Raw genomic sequence first — 17,539 nt, forward strand, 5'->3', positions numbered from 1 at the left:
GGCACCGGCCCGGCATCCAACCGGGGATCGTGCGACGGATCAGCCGGTCAGGGACGACCCCGTCCGACCGTACGCCCGGCCAGGGGCAGGTCGCCTCGGTGCGGGCGGGTACGTGCGCCGACGCCGACGCCGGCCGGCGCGCGGCAGGGCCAGCGCCACGGGCAGTCGGGACCAGAGCGCGAGCACCAGCCACGCGAACGGTGAGATCTCCCAGTGCCCGCTGAGCCAGATGGGCGTCCAGCCGGCGAGCAGGACCCCGACGAGGGCGGCGTTGCGGCGTCCCGCGGTCGGTGCGGCGCCCCGCATAACGTGGGTGAGCAGGGCGACGAAGATGGCTATCCCCACCAGGCCCACGTCGTTGCCGAGGGTGAGCAGCAGCGAATGGGCGCCGATCTCGAAGTAGGGGTTGGTGCTCGGGAACGCGCCCACCCCGATGCCCACCAGCGGCGACTCCCAGAAGGACGCCTCGGCGATCGGCCAGACGAGCAGCCGCCCGGAGAGGTCGTCCAACGGTCTGCTGAAGGCGGCGTCCAGCCACTCGGGACGGTACCGCGTCAGGTGACCGAACGGCACGACCACCAACAGCAGGGCCGCGACCGCCAGGCACCACGCCCAGGCCTGCCGGTACACGCGCGCGAAGAGCAGGTAGCCGGCCACGGCGGTGAGGGCGACGAGGCTGGCTCTGGTCCCGGTCAGCACGATCGCGTGGGCGAGCAGCGGAAAGAGCGCCCAGAGACCCACCCGGACGGGACGGTTGCCGGCCCGGGCGACCAGCAGCATGACGCATACGAGAACGCCGCTGGTCAGCGCGTAGGCGGTGTAGTTGACACCCACGCCGTCGAGGCCGACGCGCAGCGTCGGCTCCCCGGTGTCTCCCGCCAGGATGAGGCGGACCGCTGCCCAGACCGTGCCGCCGAGCAGGGCGGCGGCCACGGCCAGCAGCCGTCGCCGAGTGGTCAGCACGTGTCGAGCGCCGATCAGTAGAAGCGTCACGGTCCACCAGGCCTGCACCGCCGTCTGACTGGCGGCCACGTCACGGGTCCACATCAACGACGCGGTGGTCCAGCCGCAGAGCAGAAGCGCCACGTAGTCCAGGGGGCCGAGCCGGGGAACCCGACCGCTACCGAGCAGCGCGAGCCCGGCCAGCCACAGCCCGAATCCGAACACCATGCCGGGATCGACCGGTGCGAGTGCGGCCGCGAGGCCGAGCGGCGGGACGCCGAGCCAGGTCAACCCCCGTCCTCGCTCGTCGGATGCGGCGTGCGCGGGCCCCGTCGTGCGGGCCGGGCGCAGGGGGACCCGGGGCGCCGGGACGGCGGACGGCCACTGCACCGTCCGGTCCGGCACCGATGCGGGCGCCTCGTACCGTCGGCTCACGGCTCTCCTCCTCCCGCCGGCGGTGGCCGGCCGGCGCCCGCCCGCTCCCCGGCGAGGGCTCGGCGGCGGCCCGCCATCCGCTTCGACCGGTGGGCCGGAGCCGGCCTGCGGGTCTCGGGAGGGTCAACGAGGCAGGCGATTCGAGGTGGTGCTCACCACGCCGCGCGTACCCGCCGTCGGAGCGCCGTCCAGCCCATTGCGGCCAGCAGCGTGATCAGGCCGATCACCGTGGGCCGGGACAGGCCCAGCTGGTTGTTGGCCGGGATGTAGGCCACGAGCAGGCAGAGTTGGACGAAGAGCAGCGTCGGCAGGATCCGGCGGGACCGGACGGCGCCGAGCCACATGGCGGCGAAGAGCCAGCCCAGGAACGCCATGAACAGCAGCGTCCCCGGGTAGGTCAGGTCCGAGGCCAGCCAGGGATAGATGGTCGACCAGTACATGCCCGACGGCCATCCGGTCCGGGCCTCCGTCCGGACGGGGTACGAGGGGTGGCGGTCGGTGTCGACGCCGAGGTACTGCTCCGCGTACGAGGCGACCACCGGGGTGCTGCCGAGCCCGCGCGACCAGACGAACGGCGTCTCCAGGTTGTGGGCCAACCCCAGGTAGCCGTGCGTCGGGTAGATGACGAGTGCGGCCACCCCGGTGGCCAGATGCGGTCCGACCACCCGCTCGACGGTGGCGTTCGGACGGACCCGGTCCTGGGTGCCGAACTGGTCCACCCGGTCCGCCTGGCTCTTCACCATGTAGGCGCAGAACAGGGCCGCGACGACGGCGACGATCGCCAGGGAGCGCCGCCGGATCGCCCGTCGTGCCCTCGGCCGCGCCCGGTCGCGGTCCCGGGCGCCCCAGACGAGCAGGCCGGCTGCGATCATCACGACGAAGTCGCCCAGGCCCTTGAGGGTGCCGATGTAGAGGAAGAAGAGCGCATAGACGCTCATCCCGGCGAGCCCGAGCAGCCGGAGGCCGCCCGACAGGCGCCGCCAGTGGATGACGAGCAGCGGGATCAGCGCAGCGCCGAGGACCCCGAGCAGGGTCAGCGCCTGGATCGCCGGGTTGACCCGTCCGCTGTCCTGCTGATGCTGGTAGACCACGAACTTGTTGGCGTACGCCTGCGCCGGGTCCTGAAGGCTGGCCAGGATGTCGCCCGGCCCGTTGGCGCCGTACTCGAGGAGGAGAGCCGCGCCGAGGGCGAGGTGGTAGAGGGCGCTCGCCACGACCAGCTGCCGGACCCGCCGCTCGTCCTGAGGTGGACTCACGGCACCGGTCGCGCCTGTCTGCCGGCGCCGCACGCGTAGGGCGTAGCCGGCGGCGAAGGCGCCGGTTACCGCGAACACGAAGAGGCAGAGCCGGGCGGGACTCGTCACCTGCTCGGCCAGCGCGCCCGTCCAGAACAGTCCGAACGTGCCGAGCATCCAGGCCATGGCGATCAGCAACGGCAGCCAGGCGTGGCCCGGCCGGTGGCGCCCGTGGGCGGCCTGCGGTCCCGGGGACGGTGCCGTGGCGTGCGCCCTAGGCGGGAGGCGCCCGTCCCGGAGCGCTGTGGTCGTCGTCATCCGGCTGCTGCCCCCGCATCGGTACCTGGTCCGTCGGGTGCCTCCCGACGGGTGGTCGCACTGGCTCCGGTCGTTCCGCTCACTGGTCCACCGCCCGCAGGGTGCGCGGCGTGGTGGTGTCGTCGGTCGTTGACTGGTGTTATAGCAGTCCTGAATAGCGGGTTTTGCCCGTTTTCGAAATGGTGCCGCCTGAGCGGGACAATCTGCGTCGCAGCGACCCGTGGTGCTGCCCGTTCGTCCTGTTTAACCGTTTCCCACTCGTGGCCCGGCTCGTTGCGCGAGGTGTGATCGCCGCCCTGTGACCTGCGGCGCGGCCCTCGCGATCCCAGAACCGAGACGGGGAGCAACCAGTGACGTATTCGACCACCGGCCGCCGGGTCCTCATCACCGGCGGTACGGGTTCCTTCGGCAAGACCATGGTGCGGCGGCTGCTCGAGCGCGGCGTCGGCGAGGTCCGGGTGCTCAGCCGGGACGAGGCCAAACAGGACGACATGCGCCGACTGCTCGGCGACGACCGGGTCCGCTACCACGTCGGGGACGTACGCGACTACGACTCGGTGCTGAGTGCCAGCCGGGGTATCGACTACATCTTCCACGCGGCCGCGCTCAAGCAGGTGCCCTCGTGCGAGTTCTTCCCGCTGGAGGCGGTGCGCACCAACGTCCTGGGCAGCGCCAACGTCGTCGAGGCCGCCGAGCGCAACGGGGTCGGCTCCGTGGTCGTGCTGAGCACCGACAAGGCCGTCCATCCCGTCAACGCGATGGGGATGAGCAAGGCCATGATGGAGAAGGTCGCCCAGGCACACGCCCGGAACAACCCGAACAGCGCGACCACGGTCTCCTGCGTCCGGTACGGCAACGTCATGTACTCGCGCGGCTCGGTGATCCCGCTGTTCATCGAGCAGATCAAGGCCGGCCGGGCGCCCACGGTGACCGACCCGGGGATGACCCGCTTCCTGATGTCGCTGGCCGACTCGGTGGAGCTGGTCGAGCACGCCTTCCAGCACGCCCGGCCCGGTGACATCTTCATCCGCAAGGCCGCCGCCTGCACCATCGGCGACCTGGCCGAGGCGGTCTGCGAACTGTTCGACGTGCCCGCGAAGCTCGACGTGATCGGCGTACGGCACGGCGAGAAGCAGGACGAGACGCTGGCCAGCCGGGAGGAACTCGCCCAGGCGGACGACTTCGGCGACTTCCTCCGGGTGCCGCTGGACGCCCGCGACCTCAACTACGCGCTCTACGTCTCCGAGGGCGATCTCGGCCAGGGGCCACCGGAGGAATTCAACTCCGCCAACGCGCCGCGGCTGGGCGTACCGGAGATCGTCGAGCTGCTGAAGACGCTGCCGGAGGTCCGCGCCGAGCTGGCCCTGCGGGACCCGGTGCTGGCGTGCTGAGGCTGGCCGTCACCGGCGCCGGCGGCTTCCTCGGCTGGCACGTGCGGGTGCTGCTGCGCGTCCTCGGCTGGCCGGAGCCCGTCGTCGTCACCCGTACCGACCTAACCGAGCCGGACCGGGTCGCGGCGAAGCTCGACGGCGCCGACCGGGTGCTGCACCTGGCCGGGGTCAACCGGGGGGAGCCGGCCGACGTGGCCGCCGGCAACGTGCAGCTCGCCGCCCAGCTCGCGCAGGGCCTCAAGCACTGCCCGACCCCGCCCGCCGCGGTGGTCTTCGCCAACTCGGTGCAGGCCGGCAACGGCACGCCCTACGGCGACGCCAAGGCCGCCGCCGCCGGCATCCTGGCCGACACGGGCCTGCCCGTCGACGACGTCCTGCTGCCGAACCTGTACGGCGAGCACGGCCGGCCGTACTACAACTCCGCGGTCGCGACGTTCTGTCGGCTGCTCGCCGAGGGCGGGCAGCCGGAGGTGCACGGCGACCGCGAGCTGAGCCTGGTGCACGTCACCGACGCGGCGGCCCGGCTCGTCGGCGCCCCGGCCGCTGGCTCGTGGGACCCGGCCATGCCGGCGCTGCGGACCGGCGTACGGGCCCTCGCCGACCGGCTCGCCGACGTCGCCGCCACCTACCGGACGGGTGAGCTCCCGGCCCTCGTGGACCGGCACGACGTGCGGCTGTTCAACACCTACCGCTCGCACTGCTTCCCGACGCACTACCCGCTGGCGCTGCCCCGCCGGGCGGACGCCCGGGGCGAGTTGGTCGAGACGGTCAAGGCGCACGGGGGAGGCGGCCAGACCTTCTGCTCCACCACCCGGCCCGGCATCACCCGCGGCGAGCACTTCCACCTGGCCAAGGTGGAACGCTTCGTCGTGCTGCGGGGCTCGGCGGAGATCAGCCTGCGCCGCGTCGGCGACACCGGGGTGGTGCGGTTCGGAGTCTCCGGCGACGAGCCGGTGCTGGTGGACATGCCCACCATGTGGGCGCACAAGCTGGTCAACACCGGCGGCGACGACCTGCTCACCATGTTCTGGACCAACGAGCTGTTCGACCCGGGACGGCCGGACACCTGGCCCGAGCCGGTCGAGCCGGCCCGGCCGGAGCCCGCGGTGGCCGCCGCGTGAGGATCGGCCTGGTCAGCCAGTGGTACCCGCCCGAAGGGGTGTTCATCCCCGGTAACCTGGCGCGCCAGCTGGCCGAGCGCGGCCACGACGTGCGGGTGCTCACCACCTTTCCGAGCTATCCGCACGGCCGGATCTTTCCCGGCTGGCGGCAGCGCTGGCGGCACACCGAGTCCGACGGACCGGTCGCCGTCCGGCGGGTGCCCGCCTACCCCAGCCACGACACGTCCGCCGCCCGGCGCGCGCTGAGCCACCTGTCCTTCGGGGCCAGCAGCGCGCTGGGCGGTGTCCGCTGGTTCGCGGGCGTCGACGTCACCTACGTCTACCACCCGCCACCCACCTCCGCCGCCGCGGCGGCGCTGGCCCGCCTGGCCCGGCGTACGCCGATCGTGCTGCACGTGCAGGACCTGTGGCCGGAGTCGGTACTCGGATCGGGCATGGCGCCCACGGGACGGGCGGGCCGGGCCCTGGAGCGCGGCGTCGCCGCACTGATGCGCACGACGTACCGCCTGGCCGGCGCCGTCGTGGTGATCTCGCCGGCGATGGCCGACCTGGTCGTGGCCCGCGGCGCGGACCCGGACCGGGTCCGGGTGGTGTGGAACTGGACCGACGACGCGCTGTTCCGGCCGGTGCCGGCCACCGACGAGGCCCGCGCGGTGCTCGGCCACCGCGGGCGCTGCACCGTGATGTTCGCCGGCAACATCGGCCTGTTGCAGGGGATCGAGACCGCCATCCGGGCGGCGGCCGCCGTGCGCGACCGGATCGACCTGGTGCTGGTCGGCTCGGGCGCCGGCGAGGAGGCCGCACGCCGGCTCGCCGCCGAGCTCGGTGCCGACAACGTGCGGTTCGTCGGCCGGCAGCCCGCCGAACGGATGGCCGCGCTGTACGCCGCCGCCGACTGGCAGCTGGTCTGCCTGCGCGACCTGCCGGCGCTGCGCGGCAGCATCCCGTCGAAGCTGCAGGCAGCGCTGGCCTGCGGCAGCCCGGTGATCGCCTCCGTGGGCGGCGACGCCGCGGCTCTGGTCCGCTCGGCCGGCGTCGGCCTGGTGTCACCGCCGGGGGACTGGCGTGCGCTCGCCGCGCGCTTCTCCGTCGCGGCGGCCGAGTCCGCGGCGGTCCGGGCGGAGTTCGGCCAGCGGGCCCGACGGATCTACCAGGAGCGCATGTCGCTACGGGTGGGCGTGGACCAGTTCGAGGACATCATGACCAAGCTGGCAGCAGAGAGAGGGCGGGCATGACCCGGATCATGACGGTGGTCGGCACCCGACCGGAGATCATCCGACTGTCCCGGGTGATCGCCCGGCTCGACGACACGGTGGAGCACCTGCTGGTGCACACCGGGCAGAACTGGGACAGCACCCTCTCCGACGTCTTCTTCAAGGAGCTGCGGCTGCGCGAGCCGGACCGGTTCCTCCGGGTGGACACCTCGTCGCTCGGCCGGGTACTGGGCGGCGTGCTGGTCGGCATGGAGGCGGCGATCGCCGAGACCCGCCCCGACGCGCTGCTCGTGCTCGGCGACACCAACAGCTGCATCGCCGCGCTGATGGCCCGACGGATGCGGGTGCCGGTCTACCACATGGAGGCCGGCAACCGTTGCTTCGACCTCAACGTCCCCGAGGAGACCAACCGGCGACTGGTCGACCACGTCGCGGACTTCAACCTGGTCTACACCGAGCACGCCCGGCGCAACCTGCTGGCCGAAGGGCTGCACCCGCGCCGGATCCTGCACACCGGCTCGCCCATGCGCGAGGTGCTGGAGCACTACCGGGCCGACGTCGCCGCCTCGGGCGTTCTGCGCCAGCTCGACCTCGCACCCGGCCGGTACTTCGTGGTCAGCGCGCACCGCGAGGAGAACGTGGACCAGCCGGCACGCCTCCAGCGTCTGCTCGACTGCCTCAGGGCCGTGCACGACCGGTGGGGGCACCCGGTGCTGGTCTCCACGCACCCGCGTACCCGCAAGCGGCTGGAGGCGTTGGCGCCCGACGCGGCCGCCCTCGACGGCATCGCGTTCCACGAGCCGTTCGGCCTCTTCGACTACGTGCACCTGCAGTCGCGGGCATTCTGCACGCTCTCCGACAGCGGCACGATCAGCGAGGAGGCCGCGATCCTCGGCTTCCCCGCCGTGACCCTGCGCGAGTCGATCGAGCGGCCTGAGGCGCTGGACGCCGGCGGCATCATCATGACCGGGCTCGACCCGCAGGGCGTCGTCGAGGCGGTCGAGGTCACCGTGGCCCAGGTCGCCGCCCAGGGCGTACCGTGCCCCGTCGACTACCGGGTCCCGGACACCTCCCGCCGCGTGGCCGACTTCATCCTCTCCACCGTCCGCCGGCACCACGACTGGGCGGGCATCCGCCGCTGAGCCGTACCCGCGAGGGCCGGCGACCGGAGCTTCCCGGTCGCCGCCCCTCACTGCGCGCCGCCGAGGGGCGCCGTAGAGGACGGACGCCGCAGACCCGACGGGTCCGCGGCGTCCGTCCACCTGGGCCGGGAGTCAGCGGGACAACGGCACCTGCACGCAGGTGTGGGGGACCGACCCGACCGGGTGGTCGCAGAGCAGGGCGAGCTGCGCGATCACCTTCTCCGGATCGTCGTACGGATCGAGCCCGCCTACGTCCATCGGATCCAGGGCCGGCACCGTCACGTGCGAGACGAGCGGGTGCAGCGGCCGGGTGTCGGTCTCGCCGGTGCCGAACAGGTCCTCGTGCAGCTTCTCGCCGGGGCGCAGCCCGGTGTAGACGATCGGCACGCTGCTGTCGGCCTGCTCGGCCATCTGCCGGGCGAGATCGGCGATGCGCACCGGTTCGCCCATGTCCAGCACCAGCGCCTCCCCGTCGCGGCCGATCTCGGCCGCCTGCAGCACCAGGTGCACCGCCTCCTGCACCGTCATCAGGTAGCGCGTCACCTCGGGGTGGGTGACGGTGAGCGGGTTGCCCAGCTCGATCTGCCGCTGGAACGCGGTCACCACGGAACCGCGGCTGCTCAGCACGTTGCCGAAGCGGACGCTGAGGAAGGTGCCGGGGAACCGGGAGGCGGCGTGTGCGGTCAGCCGTTCGGTGATGCGCTTCGAGTAGCCGAGGACGCTGATCGGGTCGGCCGCCTTGTCGGTGGAGATGTTGACGAACCGGGCCACGTCGCGGCAGGCGTCGAGCACGGAGAGGGTGCCCCAGACGTTCGTCTTCACCGCCTCGCCGGGGTGCCGCTGGAGCAGCGTGAGGTGCTTGAGCGCGGCGGCGTGGAAGATGACGTCCGGCCGGCGCTCCCGGATGATCCGCCGGATGCCCTCGTCGTCGCGGAGATCGGCGAGGATCAGCTCGGGGCCGTCCAGCAGTGCCCGGCCGGCCAGCGACATCTGCAGGCCGTGCAGGGCCGTCTCGTCGCGGTCGAGCATCATCAGCTCGCCCGGGTCGGCCTTCGCCAGCTGCCGGCACAGCTCGGAGCCGATGGAACCGCCGGCACCGGTGACGAGGATCCGTCGACCGCTGAGCCCGTCGCCGCTCAACGCCATGTCGGCGACCACCTGACGGCGGCCGAGCAGGTCGCCGATCTGCACGTCGCGGACGTCGGTGACGGTGATCCGGTGGTCGACGAGGTCCCGGACCGGAGGCAGCACCTTGAACGCCGCCCCGGTCCGGAGGGTGGCCTCGCGGATCTGCCGGATCAGCGCGGCGTCGGCATTGGCGACGGAGAAGATCACGGTCGTCGCGCCGGTGCGCCGTACGGCGGCCGCCACGTCCTGCCGGCCGCCGAGCACGCGTACGCCGCCGATGCGCAGGTCCCGCTTGTCGGGGTCGTCGTCGAGGGCGCCCACCGGACGGTAGCGCCCGCGTGGGTCACCGAGCATGGCGCGGAGCAGCCCCTGCCCGGCGTCGCCGAGCCCGAACAGCAGCACGGGGTTGGAGGACCGGGCGTCCGGCCGCATGGCGAGGTCGCGGCGGTGCCGGTAGGTGAACCGGGCGGTCAGCATGAACAGCAGCGCCAGGGCACCCCCGACCAGCGGCGTGCTCGCCGGCACCGGCCGTTCGCCGGCGGGCAGCAGCCCGATCAGCATGATCGCGGCCGTGGTGGCCGCCGTGCCCGCGACCCCCTGCACTTCCTGGAGGCTGCCCAGCGGGTGGCGTCCGGAGTAGATCCGGCGGACCGCCGCGACGGCCACGTGCACGACGGCGGCGAGGGCGCCGCAGGCGGCGGCGCGCGCGAGCAGCCCGGACGCCAGGTCGAGCTCGTAGCGGAACCAGACCGCGGCGATGAACCCGCCGATCCAGGCGGTGCTGTCGGTGGCGAGGAATCCGACGGTGCGGCGGCGCGCCCTGGCCCGGGGTGACCCCTGCTCACCGAGGCGGGTGGTCTCTGTTTCCGGCGGCATCTGTGCTCCCTGTCCTTCTCCGACCGCTTCCGCTGAGGGCGGAAGGAGCTTTGTGCTCCTTTAGTTGATACATGCCGGAACACGTGTGTTTGGGTTTTTCAGGTTTGATGACCGGATATTCGCCGTCGGACCGAGGGGCCGTCCGGTTCAACGGGCGGGTACGCCCTTGACGACGGCACCGTCCGGCACGTCCCGGACGACGCAGGCGCCCGCCCCGACGGTGCTGTCCCGTCCCACCCGCAGGCCCTGCAGCACCGCCGCCGTCGTGCCGACGAGCACCCCCTCCGCCAGGTGGCAGTCGCCGGACACGGCGGCCAGCGGGTTGACCGACACGAAGTCGGCGAGGACGCAGTCGTGCCCGACCGTGGCGTTCTGGTTGACATGCACGTGCCGGCCGAGCGTCACGTTGGTGGTGACCCGGGCGCCGGCGAAGGCGACGAAGCCCGGGCCGTGCACCGTGTCCGGCCCGATCGTCGCCGCCGGATGCACGAGGCTCGCCGCCGGCGTGCCGTACGCGTCGACCCGGGCGGCGACCGCCCGTCGGACACGCGGATCGCCGATGCCGATGACGTGGTGCGCGCCCGGGGGCGCGTCGCGCAGCCAGGCGACGCCGCCGAGGTAGGGCACGTCGAGCCGCTGCACCCGCTTCAGGTTCTCCTCGGCGGGCCGGTCGTCGACGAACCCGAGCAGGTGCCAGCGCGGTCGGCCGGCTGCGGCGTCCATCGCCCGGGCGATCGTGAGGACCTCCCGGCCGTGCCCGCCGCAGCCGACGACCACCAGGGGGATCGTCACGCCGGCGACGCTCCCGTCCGTGCCGCCAGGAACTCGTCGACGGCGGTGAGGACGAGGCCGACCTGCCGCTCGTTCAGGGCGCTGCCGCTGGGCAGGGCCAGCCCGTCGGCGAACAGCCGCTCGGCCACCCCGGTGACGAGGCGCTCCGCGTCGGCGTACGCCGGTTGCAGGTGCATCGGCTTCCAGACCGGGCGGGTCTCGATGTCCCGCCCCGCCAGATGGGCGGCCAGGTCCTCGGCCCGCCAGCCGGCCCGCTGCGGGTCGACGGCGATGGTGGTCAGCCAGCAGTTGGAGCCGGGATCCTCCACCCCGAGCAGTCGCACACCCGGGATCGGGGCGAAGAGCTTGGCGTACTGGTCGCGCAGGTGCCGGCGCCGGGCGATCATCCCGTCCAGCCGGACGAGCTGGGCGCGGCCCAGCGCGGCGAGCAGGTTGCTCAACCGGTAGTTGTAGCCCGTCTCGCGGTGCTCGTAGTGCGGCGTCGGCTCGCGGGCCTGGGTCGACAGGAACCGGGCCCGCGCGAGCAGAGCGGTGTCGTCGGAGACGAGCATCCCGCCGCCCGACGTGGTCATGATCTTGTTGCCGTTGAAGGAGAGGACGCCGGCCCGACCGAACGAACCGGCCGGCCTGCCGTGGTGCGTCGCGCCGAGGGCCTCGGCGGCGTCCTCGACGACCGGTACGCCCGCCGCCGCGCAGACCGGGGCCAGCGCGGTGTGGTCGGCGCAGCTGCCGAAGAGGTCCACGGGGACGACCGCCCCGACGCGCTGCCCGCGCAGGGTGAGGGTCCGGATCAACTCGTCCACGAGGCCCACGTCGACGTTTCCGGAATGCGGGTCGCAGTCGACGAAGACCGGTCGTGCGCCCACGTAGCGGACCGCGTTCGCGGTCGCCACGAAGGTCAGCGTCGGCACGATGACGGCGTCGCCGGGCCCGACCCCGACGCCGAGCAGTGCCAGGTGCAGCGCTGCGGTGCCGGAACTCACGGCGACGGCCCCTCGGGTGCCCACCCGCGCGGCGACCTCGCGCTCGAACGCGTCGAGGTCCGGCCCGACGGGTGCGACCCAGCCGGACCGCAGGGCCGCGACGACGTACGACTCCTCGAGCGGCCCGACGTCGGGCGGGGACAGGTGTATGGTCCGGCTCATCGGCTGCCCCCGGCGGGGACGGTCAGGGTGGCCTCGGATCCCGCCGCGGCGGTGACGAGCGAGGGCGTGCCGAGGAACTCGGGCGCGGTGGCGGAGCCCGCCGCGGAGATCCCCTCGCGGCGCAGCACGGTGCGGACGGTCGCGGCGAGGATCGACAGGTCCAGCCGCAGGCTGCGGTGGTCGACGTACCAGACGTCCAGCTCCAGCTTCTCCTCCCAGCCCAGGCTGTTGCGGCCACGCACCTGGGCCAGCCCGGTGACGCCCGGCCTGACCTCGTGCCGGCGGGCCTGGACGGGGGAGTAGCGCGGCAGGTACTCGGTCAGCAGGGGGCGGGGGCCGACCAGGCTCATGTCGCCGCGCAGCACGTTCCACAGCGTCGGCAGCTCGTCCAGGCTGGTGGAGCGCAGGAACCGCCCCAGTGCCGTCAGCCGGTCCCCGTCGGACACCCGGCCCCGCCGCGGATCCGGCGGGAGCATGGTGCGGAACTTGACCAGCTCGAACACCTCGCCGTGCCGTCCCGCGCGCGGCTGCCGGAACAGCACCGGCCGGCCGAGTCCCGCCGCCACCAGCACCGCCACGACGATGATCAACGGCGCGGTAAGCACGAGAAGCACCGCGGCCACCAGCATGTCGAGCCCGCGCTTGAGGGCCTCCGGTCGGCGCTGCTGCTCGAGGTTCTCCGGCGTGTTCACGGAACCAGGCAAGGTCTCGACCTCCAGGCAGAGTCAGGGGGCAGCAACCGACAAACACGTTCTAACAGGGATGAACGTGCTGACGGCGCGGAATCGCGACACTCGACGCGGATCCCGACAGGTCAACCGCGTAATGGCCCGTCAGGACGCGGCCCGGAGCCGAAGAGGTGCCCCTCGACCTGGCGTTTCGCCGGTCCTGGTGGTGCCAGCCGGGCCGGCGCGGGAGGGGCTCCAGCGCCGACTGACCCTCAGGGCGTCCCGCCGCCCGTCTCCAACCGGCGCTCCAGAAGGGTGCGCAGCGGAATCGACTCGCCGTCCCGGCCGCCCGCGCCGACCACGAGCGGCGGCGGGCTGGGCTGCGGCTCGGCCCCGAACAACAGGGCGCGCGGGCCGCCCGTCACGGTCAGCAGGTGGAAGCGGCCGTCGACGTCGACGGCCCGGGTGCGCGCCCGGTCGACGTACCAGCCGCGCAGCCGCGTCCGGTAGCTTCCCCGCCCGTCGAGCCCCCGGGCCGTGAGCCGTTCCGTGGGCAGCCCGCGCCGGGTCGCCTCGGCGACGAACCAGGCGACGAGCTCCGCCGCCTCGGCGTGCTCCGCCGCCCGCCGCCGCTCGTCGGCCGCCGCGTGCGCCCGCACCGCCCGCCGCTGCCGCTCCCGCCAGTCCAGGCCGTCGCCCCCGTCCACGACCGCGACGGTACGCTCCGCCGCCCGCCACCGGACAGCCCGCTCCGGGTCGCCACAGTTGGTCGGCGGACGGAAGGACCGGCACGACGCTGTCGAGCTGAGTCGTTTGCGACATCAGGCGGTTGCCCGGATCGTCGTTGCCTGAGTCGTCCACGACATCAGCTCGACAGCGTCCCGCGGGTGCATCCCTCGGCCCCGCCGGCGAAGATCGCTCCCACCCCCTCACGGGCGAGCGAGCCCGTGCCTGAGGGGATGGGAGCGATCTGGTCCGCTCGCGCAGCGGCGTACGTCAGGCCAGCCCGGCCCGGCGCAGCGCGTCCGCCATGGCGTCGTTGGCCGGCGCGGGCCCCGCTGCGCCACGCCCCTGCCGCTGCGCCCCGCCGCGCCCGCCACCCTGCCCGGGCTGACCGCCCTGACCGCCGCGCCCGCCGCCGCCCTGGGCACCCCGGCCGCCCCGCGAGTCACCCCGGTCGCCGCGCGGTCCGGCCTGCCCGCCGCGTTCGCGGCGCCCGCCGTCCGGGCCTCCGCGCCCGGCGCCCGCCTCGGCGTCGTCCTCCAACCGGAGGGTGAGCGAGATCCGCTTGCGGGGCACGTCGACGTCGAGCACCTTGACCCGCACCACGTCGCCGGACTTGACCACCTCGCGCGGGTCCTTGACGAACGTCCGGGACATGGCCGAGACGTGCACGAGCCCGTCCTGGTGCACCCCGACGTCCACGAACGCGCCGAACGCGGCCACGTTGGTCACCACGCCCTCCAGCACCATGCCGGGCACCAGGTCGCCGATCTTCTCCACCCCCTCGACGAAGGTGGCGGTGCGGAACTCCGGCCGCGGGTCGCGGCCCGGCTTCTCCAGCTCGGCGAGGATGTCGGTGACGGTGGGCAGGCCGAAGGTGTCGTCGACGAAGTCGGTGGCCCGCAGCCCCCGCAGGATCGTGCTCCTGCCGATCAACGAGCGCAGGTCCTGGCCGGTGGTGGACAGGATCCGGCGCACCACCGGGTACGCCTCGGGGTGCACGCTGGAGGAGTCCAGGGGGTCGTCGCCGCCGGGGATGCGCAGGAAGCCCGCGCACTGCTCGAAGGCCTTCGGCCCGAGCCGGGCGACCTTCTTGAGCTCCGAGCGGGTGCGGAACGGCCCGTTGGCGTCGCGGTGCAGCACGATGTTCTCCGCCAGCCCGGCGCCGATGCCCGAGACCCGGGTCAGCAGCGGCGCGGAGGCGGTGTTGACGTCGACGCCGACGGCATTGACGCAGTCCTCGACCACCGCGTCCAGCGACCGGGACAGCTTCACCTCCGACAGGTCGTGCTGGTACTGGCCGACTCCGATCGAGCGCGGATCGATCTTGACCAGCTCGGCGAGCGGATCCTGCAGGCGGCGGGCGATGGAGACCGCGCCGCGCAGCGAGACGTCCAGCCCGGGCAGCTCCTGGGAGGCGTACGCGGAGGCGGAGTAGACCGACGCGCCGGCCTCGGAGACCACCACCTTGGTCAGGTTGAGCTGCGGGTAGCGCTTGATCAGCTCACCGGCGAGCTTGTCGGTCTCCCGGCTGGCGGTGCCGTTGCCGATGGCGACCAGCTCGACGCCGTGCGCCCCGGCCAGCCGGGCGAGGGTCTCGATCGAGGCGTCCCACTGCCGGCGCGGCTCGTGTGGATAGATCGTGTCGGTGGCGACCACCTTCCCGGTGGCGTCCACGACGGCGACCTTCACGCCGGTACGCAGGCCCGGGTCCAGCCCCATCGTGGCCCGGCTGCCGGCCGGGGCGGCGAGCAGCAGGTCCCGCAGGTTGGTGGCGAAGACCCGCACCGCCTCCTCCTCGGCCGCCTGCCACAGGCGCATCCGCAGATCCGCCCCCAGGTGGATGAGGATCCGGGTACGCCAGGCCCAGCGCACCGTGTCGGCCAGCCACCGGTCCGCCGGCCGGCCCTTGTCGGTGACGCCGAACCGGCCCGCGATCACCGCCTCGTAGCGACTCGGCCCGGTTGGCGCCGCGTCGGCCTCGCCGGCCTCCTCGGGCTCCATGGTCAGGTCGAGCACGCCCTCCTTCTCGCCCCGGAACATGGCCAGGATCCGGTGCGAGGGCAGCTTCGGGTACGGCTCGGCGAAGTCGAAGTAGTCGGCGAACTTGGCGCCGGCCGCCTCCTGCCCGTCGCGTACGCGCGAGACCAGCCGGCCCCGCGACCACATCTGCTCGCGCAGCGTGCCGATCAGGTCGGCGTCCTCGGCGAAGCGTTCGATGAGGATGGCCCGGGCGCCCTCCAGGGCGGCGGCGGCATCGGCCACGCCCCGCTCCGCGTCCACGTAGCCGGCGGCGGCCTGGCGCGGGTCCTGACCCGGGTCGGCCAGCAGCGACTCGGCCAGCGGCTCCAGCCCGGCCTCGCGGGCGACCTGCGCCCGGGTGCGGCGCTTGGGCTTGTAGGGCAGGTAGATGTCCTCCAGGCGGGACTTCGAGTCCGCCGCCATGATCTGCGCTTCCAGGGCCTCGTCGAGCTTGCCCTGGCCGCGGATCGACTCCAGCACCGCCGCGCGCCGCTCGTCCAGCTCGCGCAGGTAGCGCAGCCGCTCCTCCAGGGTGCGCAGCTGGGTGTCGTCGAGCAGGCCGGTGGCCTCCTTGCGGTAGCGGGCGATGAACGGCACGGTCGCGCCGCCGTCGAGCAGCTCCACGGCCGCCCGTACCTGACGCTCGGCGACGCCGAGCTCCTCGGCGATCCGCTGATGAACAGAGAGGGTCACGATCTCGATCCGCCTTCGGTGTGGGTTCCGCCCTGCATTGTGCCGGCCCGCACCGACGGCCGTCGTCGCCCCCGGCCCGGCGTGGCGGCGACTCGCCCGGGCGCCGCCGCCATCCCGGCCCGCGGTGACGGCGGTGACCGTCGGCGCGCCGGGCCCCGCTGCGCTAGCGTGGCGATCATGGAAACTCCCGCGGACCCGCGCGCCCGGCGGCTCTTCGGCGGCAGCGCCCGGGCGCTCGGCGACCTCGCCGCCAGCCCCTTCCGGGCCGACCGGGACCGCATCGTGGCCTCGCCGTTCTTCGCCCGGCTCAACGGCGTGACCCAGGTGGTCAGCCCCGGCGGCTCCGGCCTGCTCGTGCACAACCGGCTGACCCACAGCCTCAAGGTGGCGCAGGTGGCGCGCGCCATCGCCGAGCGGCTCACCGCCGACGAACGGCACCGTGACCTGCTGGAGAAGCTGGGCGGCTGCGACCCGGACGTGGTGGAGGCCGCGGCGCTCGCGCACGACCTCGGCCACCCGCCGTTCGGGCACCTGGGGGAGCGGGTGCTGGACCGGCTGGCGCGGCAGCGGCTCGGGCTGACCGACGGCTTCGAGGGCAACGCCCAGTCGTACCGGATCGTCACCAGCACCGAGATCCGTGGCGCGGCGACCACCGGCCTGGACCTGACGGCGGCGGTGCGGGCGGCGCTGCTGAAGTACCCGTGGACGCGGCTGGACCATCCCGACCCGCACCCCCGGCTGCTCGACCCGCCGCCGCGCGGCGCCACCGCGCCGCCGGACGACCCCGGCAGCGGCTCGTCGAAGTTCGGGGCGTACCGGACCGAGGTCGACGACCTGCGGCAGGCCCGGGAGCCCTTCGTGGGTCGGATCCCGGACTGGCAGCAGACCGCCGAGGCGTCGATCATGGACACGGCCGACGACATCGCGTACGCGATCCACGACGTCGAGGACTTCTACCGGGTCGGGGTGCTCCAGCAGGGCGCGGTGGCCGCCGAGCTGATGGCCTGGCAGCGCGAGAGCGGGCACTTCCGGGCCATCACCGACGCGGCCCTGGCCGCCGCCGCCCGCCGGCCCGGCTCGGCGATCGAGCGGCTGCGCCGGCAACTGCACCGCAAGGACGCCTGGGTCGCCGACGACGAGGCGTTCGCCGCCGCCGTCGAGCACGTGCGCGAGGAGCTGGTGGAGGGGCTGCTCGCCATGCCCTTCGACGGCTCCATCGAGGCTGAGCAGTACGTTGCCCGGTTCTCCGCCCGGTGGACGACCCGCTTCGTCGACGCGATCACCGTGGTGGAGCAGCCGGCGGTGCGCTCCGGGCACGTGCTGCTCGCTCCGGCGCAGTGGCACGAGGTGCAGGTGCTCAAGTTCGTCCACCACCGCTTCGTGCTGGCCCGACCCGACCTGGCCCTGCACCAGCGCGGGCAGGCCCGGCTGCTGGGCACCCTGGTCGAGGCGCTGCTGGACTGGCTGCTCGACCCCGAGGAGGCGTCCCGGCTGCCGCGCCGGCTGCACGACCTGGTGGAGCTGGCCGAGGCGGAGCTGCACCCGCGTACGCCCGACCGGATCGGCAAGGCCCGCGGCCGGGCGATCGTCGACTTCGTCGCCCAGCTCACCGACGGCCAGGCGGTCGCCATGCTGGACGCCCTGTCGGGTCGCTCCGGGGCGCTGTGGACCGACGCCTTCGTCCTCTGAGGACG

At 73.6% G+C, this 17,539-nt stretch carries 13 protein-coding genes; 5 read left to right on the plus strand and 8 right to left on the minus strand.

The features are described 5' to 3' along the window. Positions 1 to 39: 39 nt before the first annotated feature. Entirely contained in the window at positions 40 to 1,377 is a 1,338-nt protein-coding gene (locus tag V6U77_RS15550) for an O-antigen ligase family protein (RefSeq protein ID WP_334607037.1), read from the minus strand. A 152-nt stretch (positions 1,378 to 1,529) separates the two neighbouring features. After that, complete coding sequence (locus V6U77_RS15555; RefSeq protein ID WP_334607038.1) at positions 1,530 to 2,930, minus strand: hypothetical protein; 1,401 nt, start codon at positions 2,928 to 2,930, stop codon at positions 1,530 to 1,532. Positions 2,931 to 3,280: 350 nt separating this feature from the next. On the opposite strand from V6U77_RS15555, the gene V6U77_RS15560 reads away from it, so the two are divergent. From V6U77_RS15560 to wecB, 4 genes are read left to right on the plus strand one after another with little or no spacing between them, the layout of a single operon-like run. Beyond that, the gene (locus V6U77_RS15560; RefSeq protein WP_334607039.1) at positions 3,281 to 4,321 is read left to right on the plus strand and encodes an SDR family NAD(P)-dependent oxidoreductase; all 1,041 of its coding nucleotides are present in this window, start codon (positions 3,281 to 3,283) and stop codon (positions 4,319 to 4,321) included. Continuing rightward, the gene (locus V6U77_RS15565) at positions 4,315 to 5,442 is read left to right on the plus strand and encodes a polysaccharide biosynthesis C-terminal domain-containing protein (RefSeq protein ID WP_334607040.1); all 1,128 of its coding nucleotides are present in this window, start codon (positions 4,315 to 4,317) and stop codon (positions 5,440 to 5,442) included. Before V6U77_RS15560 ends, V6U77_RS15565 begins: the two co-directional genes overlap by 7 nt. Further along, on the plus strand, positions 5,439 to 6,677 hold the full coding sequence (locus V6U77_RS15570; RefSeq protein ID WP_334607041.1) for a glycosyltransferase family 4 protein: 1,239 nt from the start codon (positions 5,439 to 5,441) through the stop codon (positions 6,675 to 6,677). Before V6U77_RS15565 ends, V6U77_RS15570 begins: the two co-directional genes overlap by 4 nt. Further along, positions 6,674 to 7,798, plus strand: coding sequence for a non-hydrolyzing UDP-N-acetylglucosamine 2-epimerase (gene wecB, locus V6U77_RS15575; protein ID WP_334607042.1), 1,125 nt, complete (start codon positions 6,674 to 6,676; stop codon positions 7,796 to 7,798). Before V6U77_RS15570 ends, wecB begins: the two co-directional genes overlap by 4 nt. A gap of 132 nt (positions 7,799 to 7,930) precedes the next feature. Here wecB and V6U77_RS15580 read toward each other — a convergent pair whose 3' ends face one another. The 6 genes from V6U77_RS15580 to V6U77_RS15605 all read right to left on the minus strand — a co-directional run bounded on the left by V6U77_RS15580 (position 7,931) and on the right by V6U77_RS15605 (position 15,845). Then, positions 7,931 to 9,802, minus strand: a complete 1,872-nt coding sequence (locus V6U77_RS15580; RefSeq protein WP_334607043.1) for a nucleoside-diphosphate sugar epimerase/dehydratase — start codon at positions 9,800 to 9,802, stop codon at positions 7,931 to 7,933. A 147-nt stretch (positions 9,803 to 9,949) separates the two neighbouring features. Beyond that, positions 9,950 to 10,594 (minus strand): acetyltransferase, encoded by a 645-nt coding sequence (locus tag V6U77_RS15585; protein ID WP_334607044.1) that lies wholly within the window; start codon positions 10,592 to 10,594, stop codon positions 9,950 to 9,952. After that, a complete protein-coding gene (locus tag V6U77_RS15590) occupies positions 10,591 to 11,739 on the minus strand; it encodes a DegT/DnrJ/EryC1/StrS family aminotransferase (RefSeq protein ID WP_334607045.1) in 1,149 nt (382 codons plus the stop codon). Before V6U77_RS15590 ends, V6U77_RS15585 begins: the two co-directional genes overlap by 4 nt. After that, the gene (locus V6U77_RS15595) at positions 11,736 to 12,431 is read right to left on the minus strand and encodes a sugar transferase (protein WP_334607046.1); all 696 of its coding nucleotides are present in this window, start codon (positions 12,429 to 12,431) and stop codon (positions 11,736 to 11,738) included. The genes V6U77_RS15590 and V6U77_RS15595 overlap by 4 nt, the downstream gene beginning before the upstream one ends. A gap of 248 nt (positions 12,432 to 12,679) precedes the next feature. After that, a complete protein-coding gene (locus V6U77_RS15600; protein ID WP_334607047.1) occupies positions 12,680 to 13,114 on the minus strand; it encodes a hypothetical protein in 435 nt (144 codons plus the stop codon). A gap of 289 nt (positions 13,115 to 13,403) precedes the next feature. Further along, a complete protein-coding gene (locus V6U77_RS15605; RefSeq protein WP_334607048.1) occupies positions 13,404 to 15,845 on the minus strand; it encodes a Tex family protein in 2,442 nt (813 codons plus the stop codon). Positions 15,846 to 16,022: 177 nt separating this feature from the next. Here V6U77_RS15605 and V6U77_RS15610 point away from each other — a divergent pair, with 177 nt between their 5' ends. Further along, the gene (locus V6U77_RS15610) at positions 16,023 to 17,534 is read left to right on the plus strand and encodes a deoxyguanosinetriphosphate triphosphohydrolase family protein (protein WP_334607049.1); all 1,512 of its coding nucleotides are present in this window, start codon (positions 16,023 to 16,025) and stop codon (positions 17,532 to 17,534) included. The last annotated feature ends 5 nt before the right edge of the window (positions 17,535 to 17,539 follow it).

The organism is Micromonospora sp. CPCC 205546 (assembly GCF_036902715.1).
GTDB lineage: Bacteria > Actinomycetota > Actinomycetes > Mycobacteriales > Micromonosporaceae > Micromonospora.

Excerpts from the sequence above, each read along its gene's own strand:
- V6U77_RS15555 (WP_334607038.1), bottom strand. The coding sequence starts at position 2,930 with ATGACGACGACCACAGCGCTCCGGGACGGGCGCCTCCCGCCTAGGGCG.
- wecB (WP_334607042.1), top strand. The coding sequence starts at position 6,674 with ATGACCCGGATCATGACGGTGGTCGGCACCCGACCGGAGATCATCCGA.
- V6U77_RS15580 (WP_334607043.1), bottom strand. The coding sequence starts at position 9,802 with ATGCCGCCGGAAACAGAGACCACCCGCCTCGGTGAGCAGGGGTCACCC.
- V6U77_RS15590 (WP_334607045.1), bottom strand. The coding sequence starts at position 11,739 with ATGAGCCGGACCATACACCTGTCCCCGCCCGACGTCGGGCCGCTCGAG.
- V6U77_RS15610 (WP_334607049.1), top strand. The coding sequence starts at position 16,023 with ATGGAAACTCCCGCGGACCCGCGCGCCCGGCGGCTCTTCGGCGGCAGC.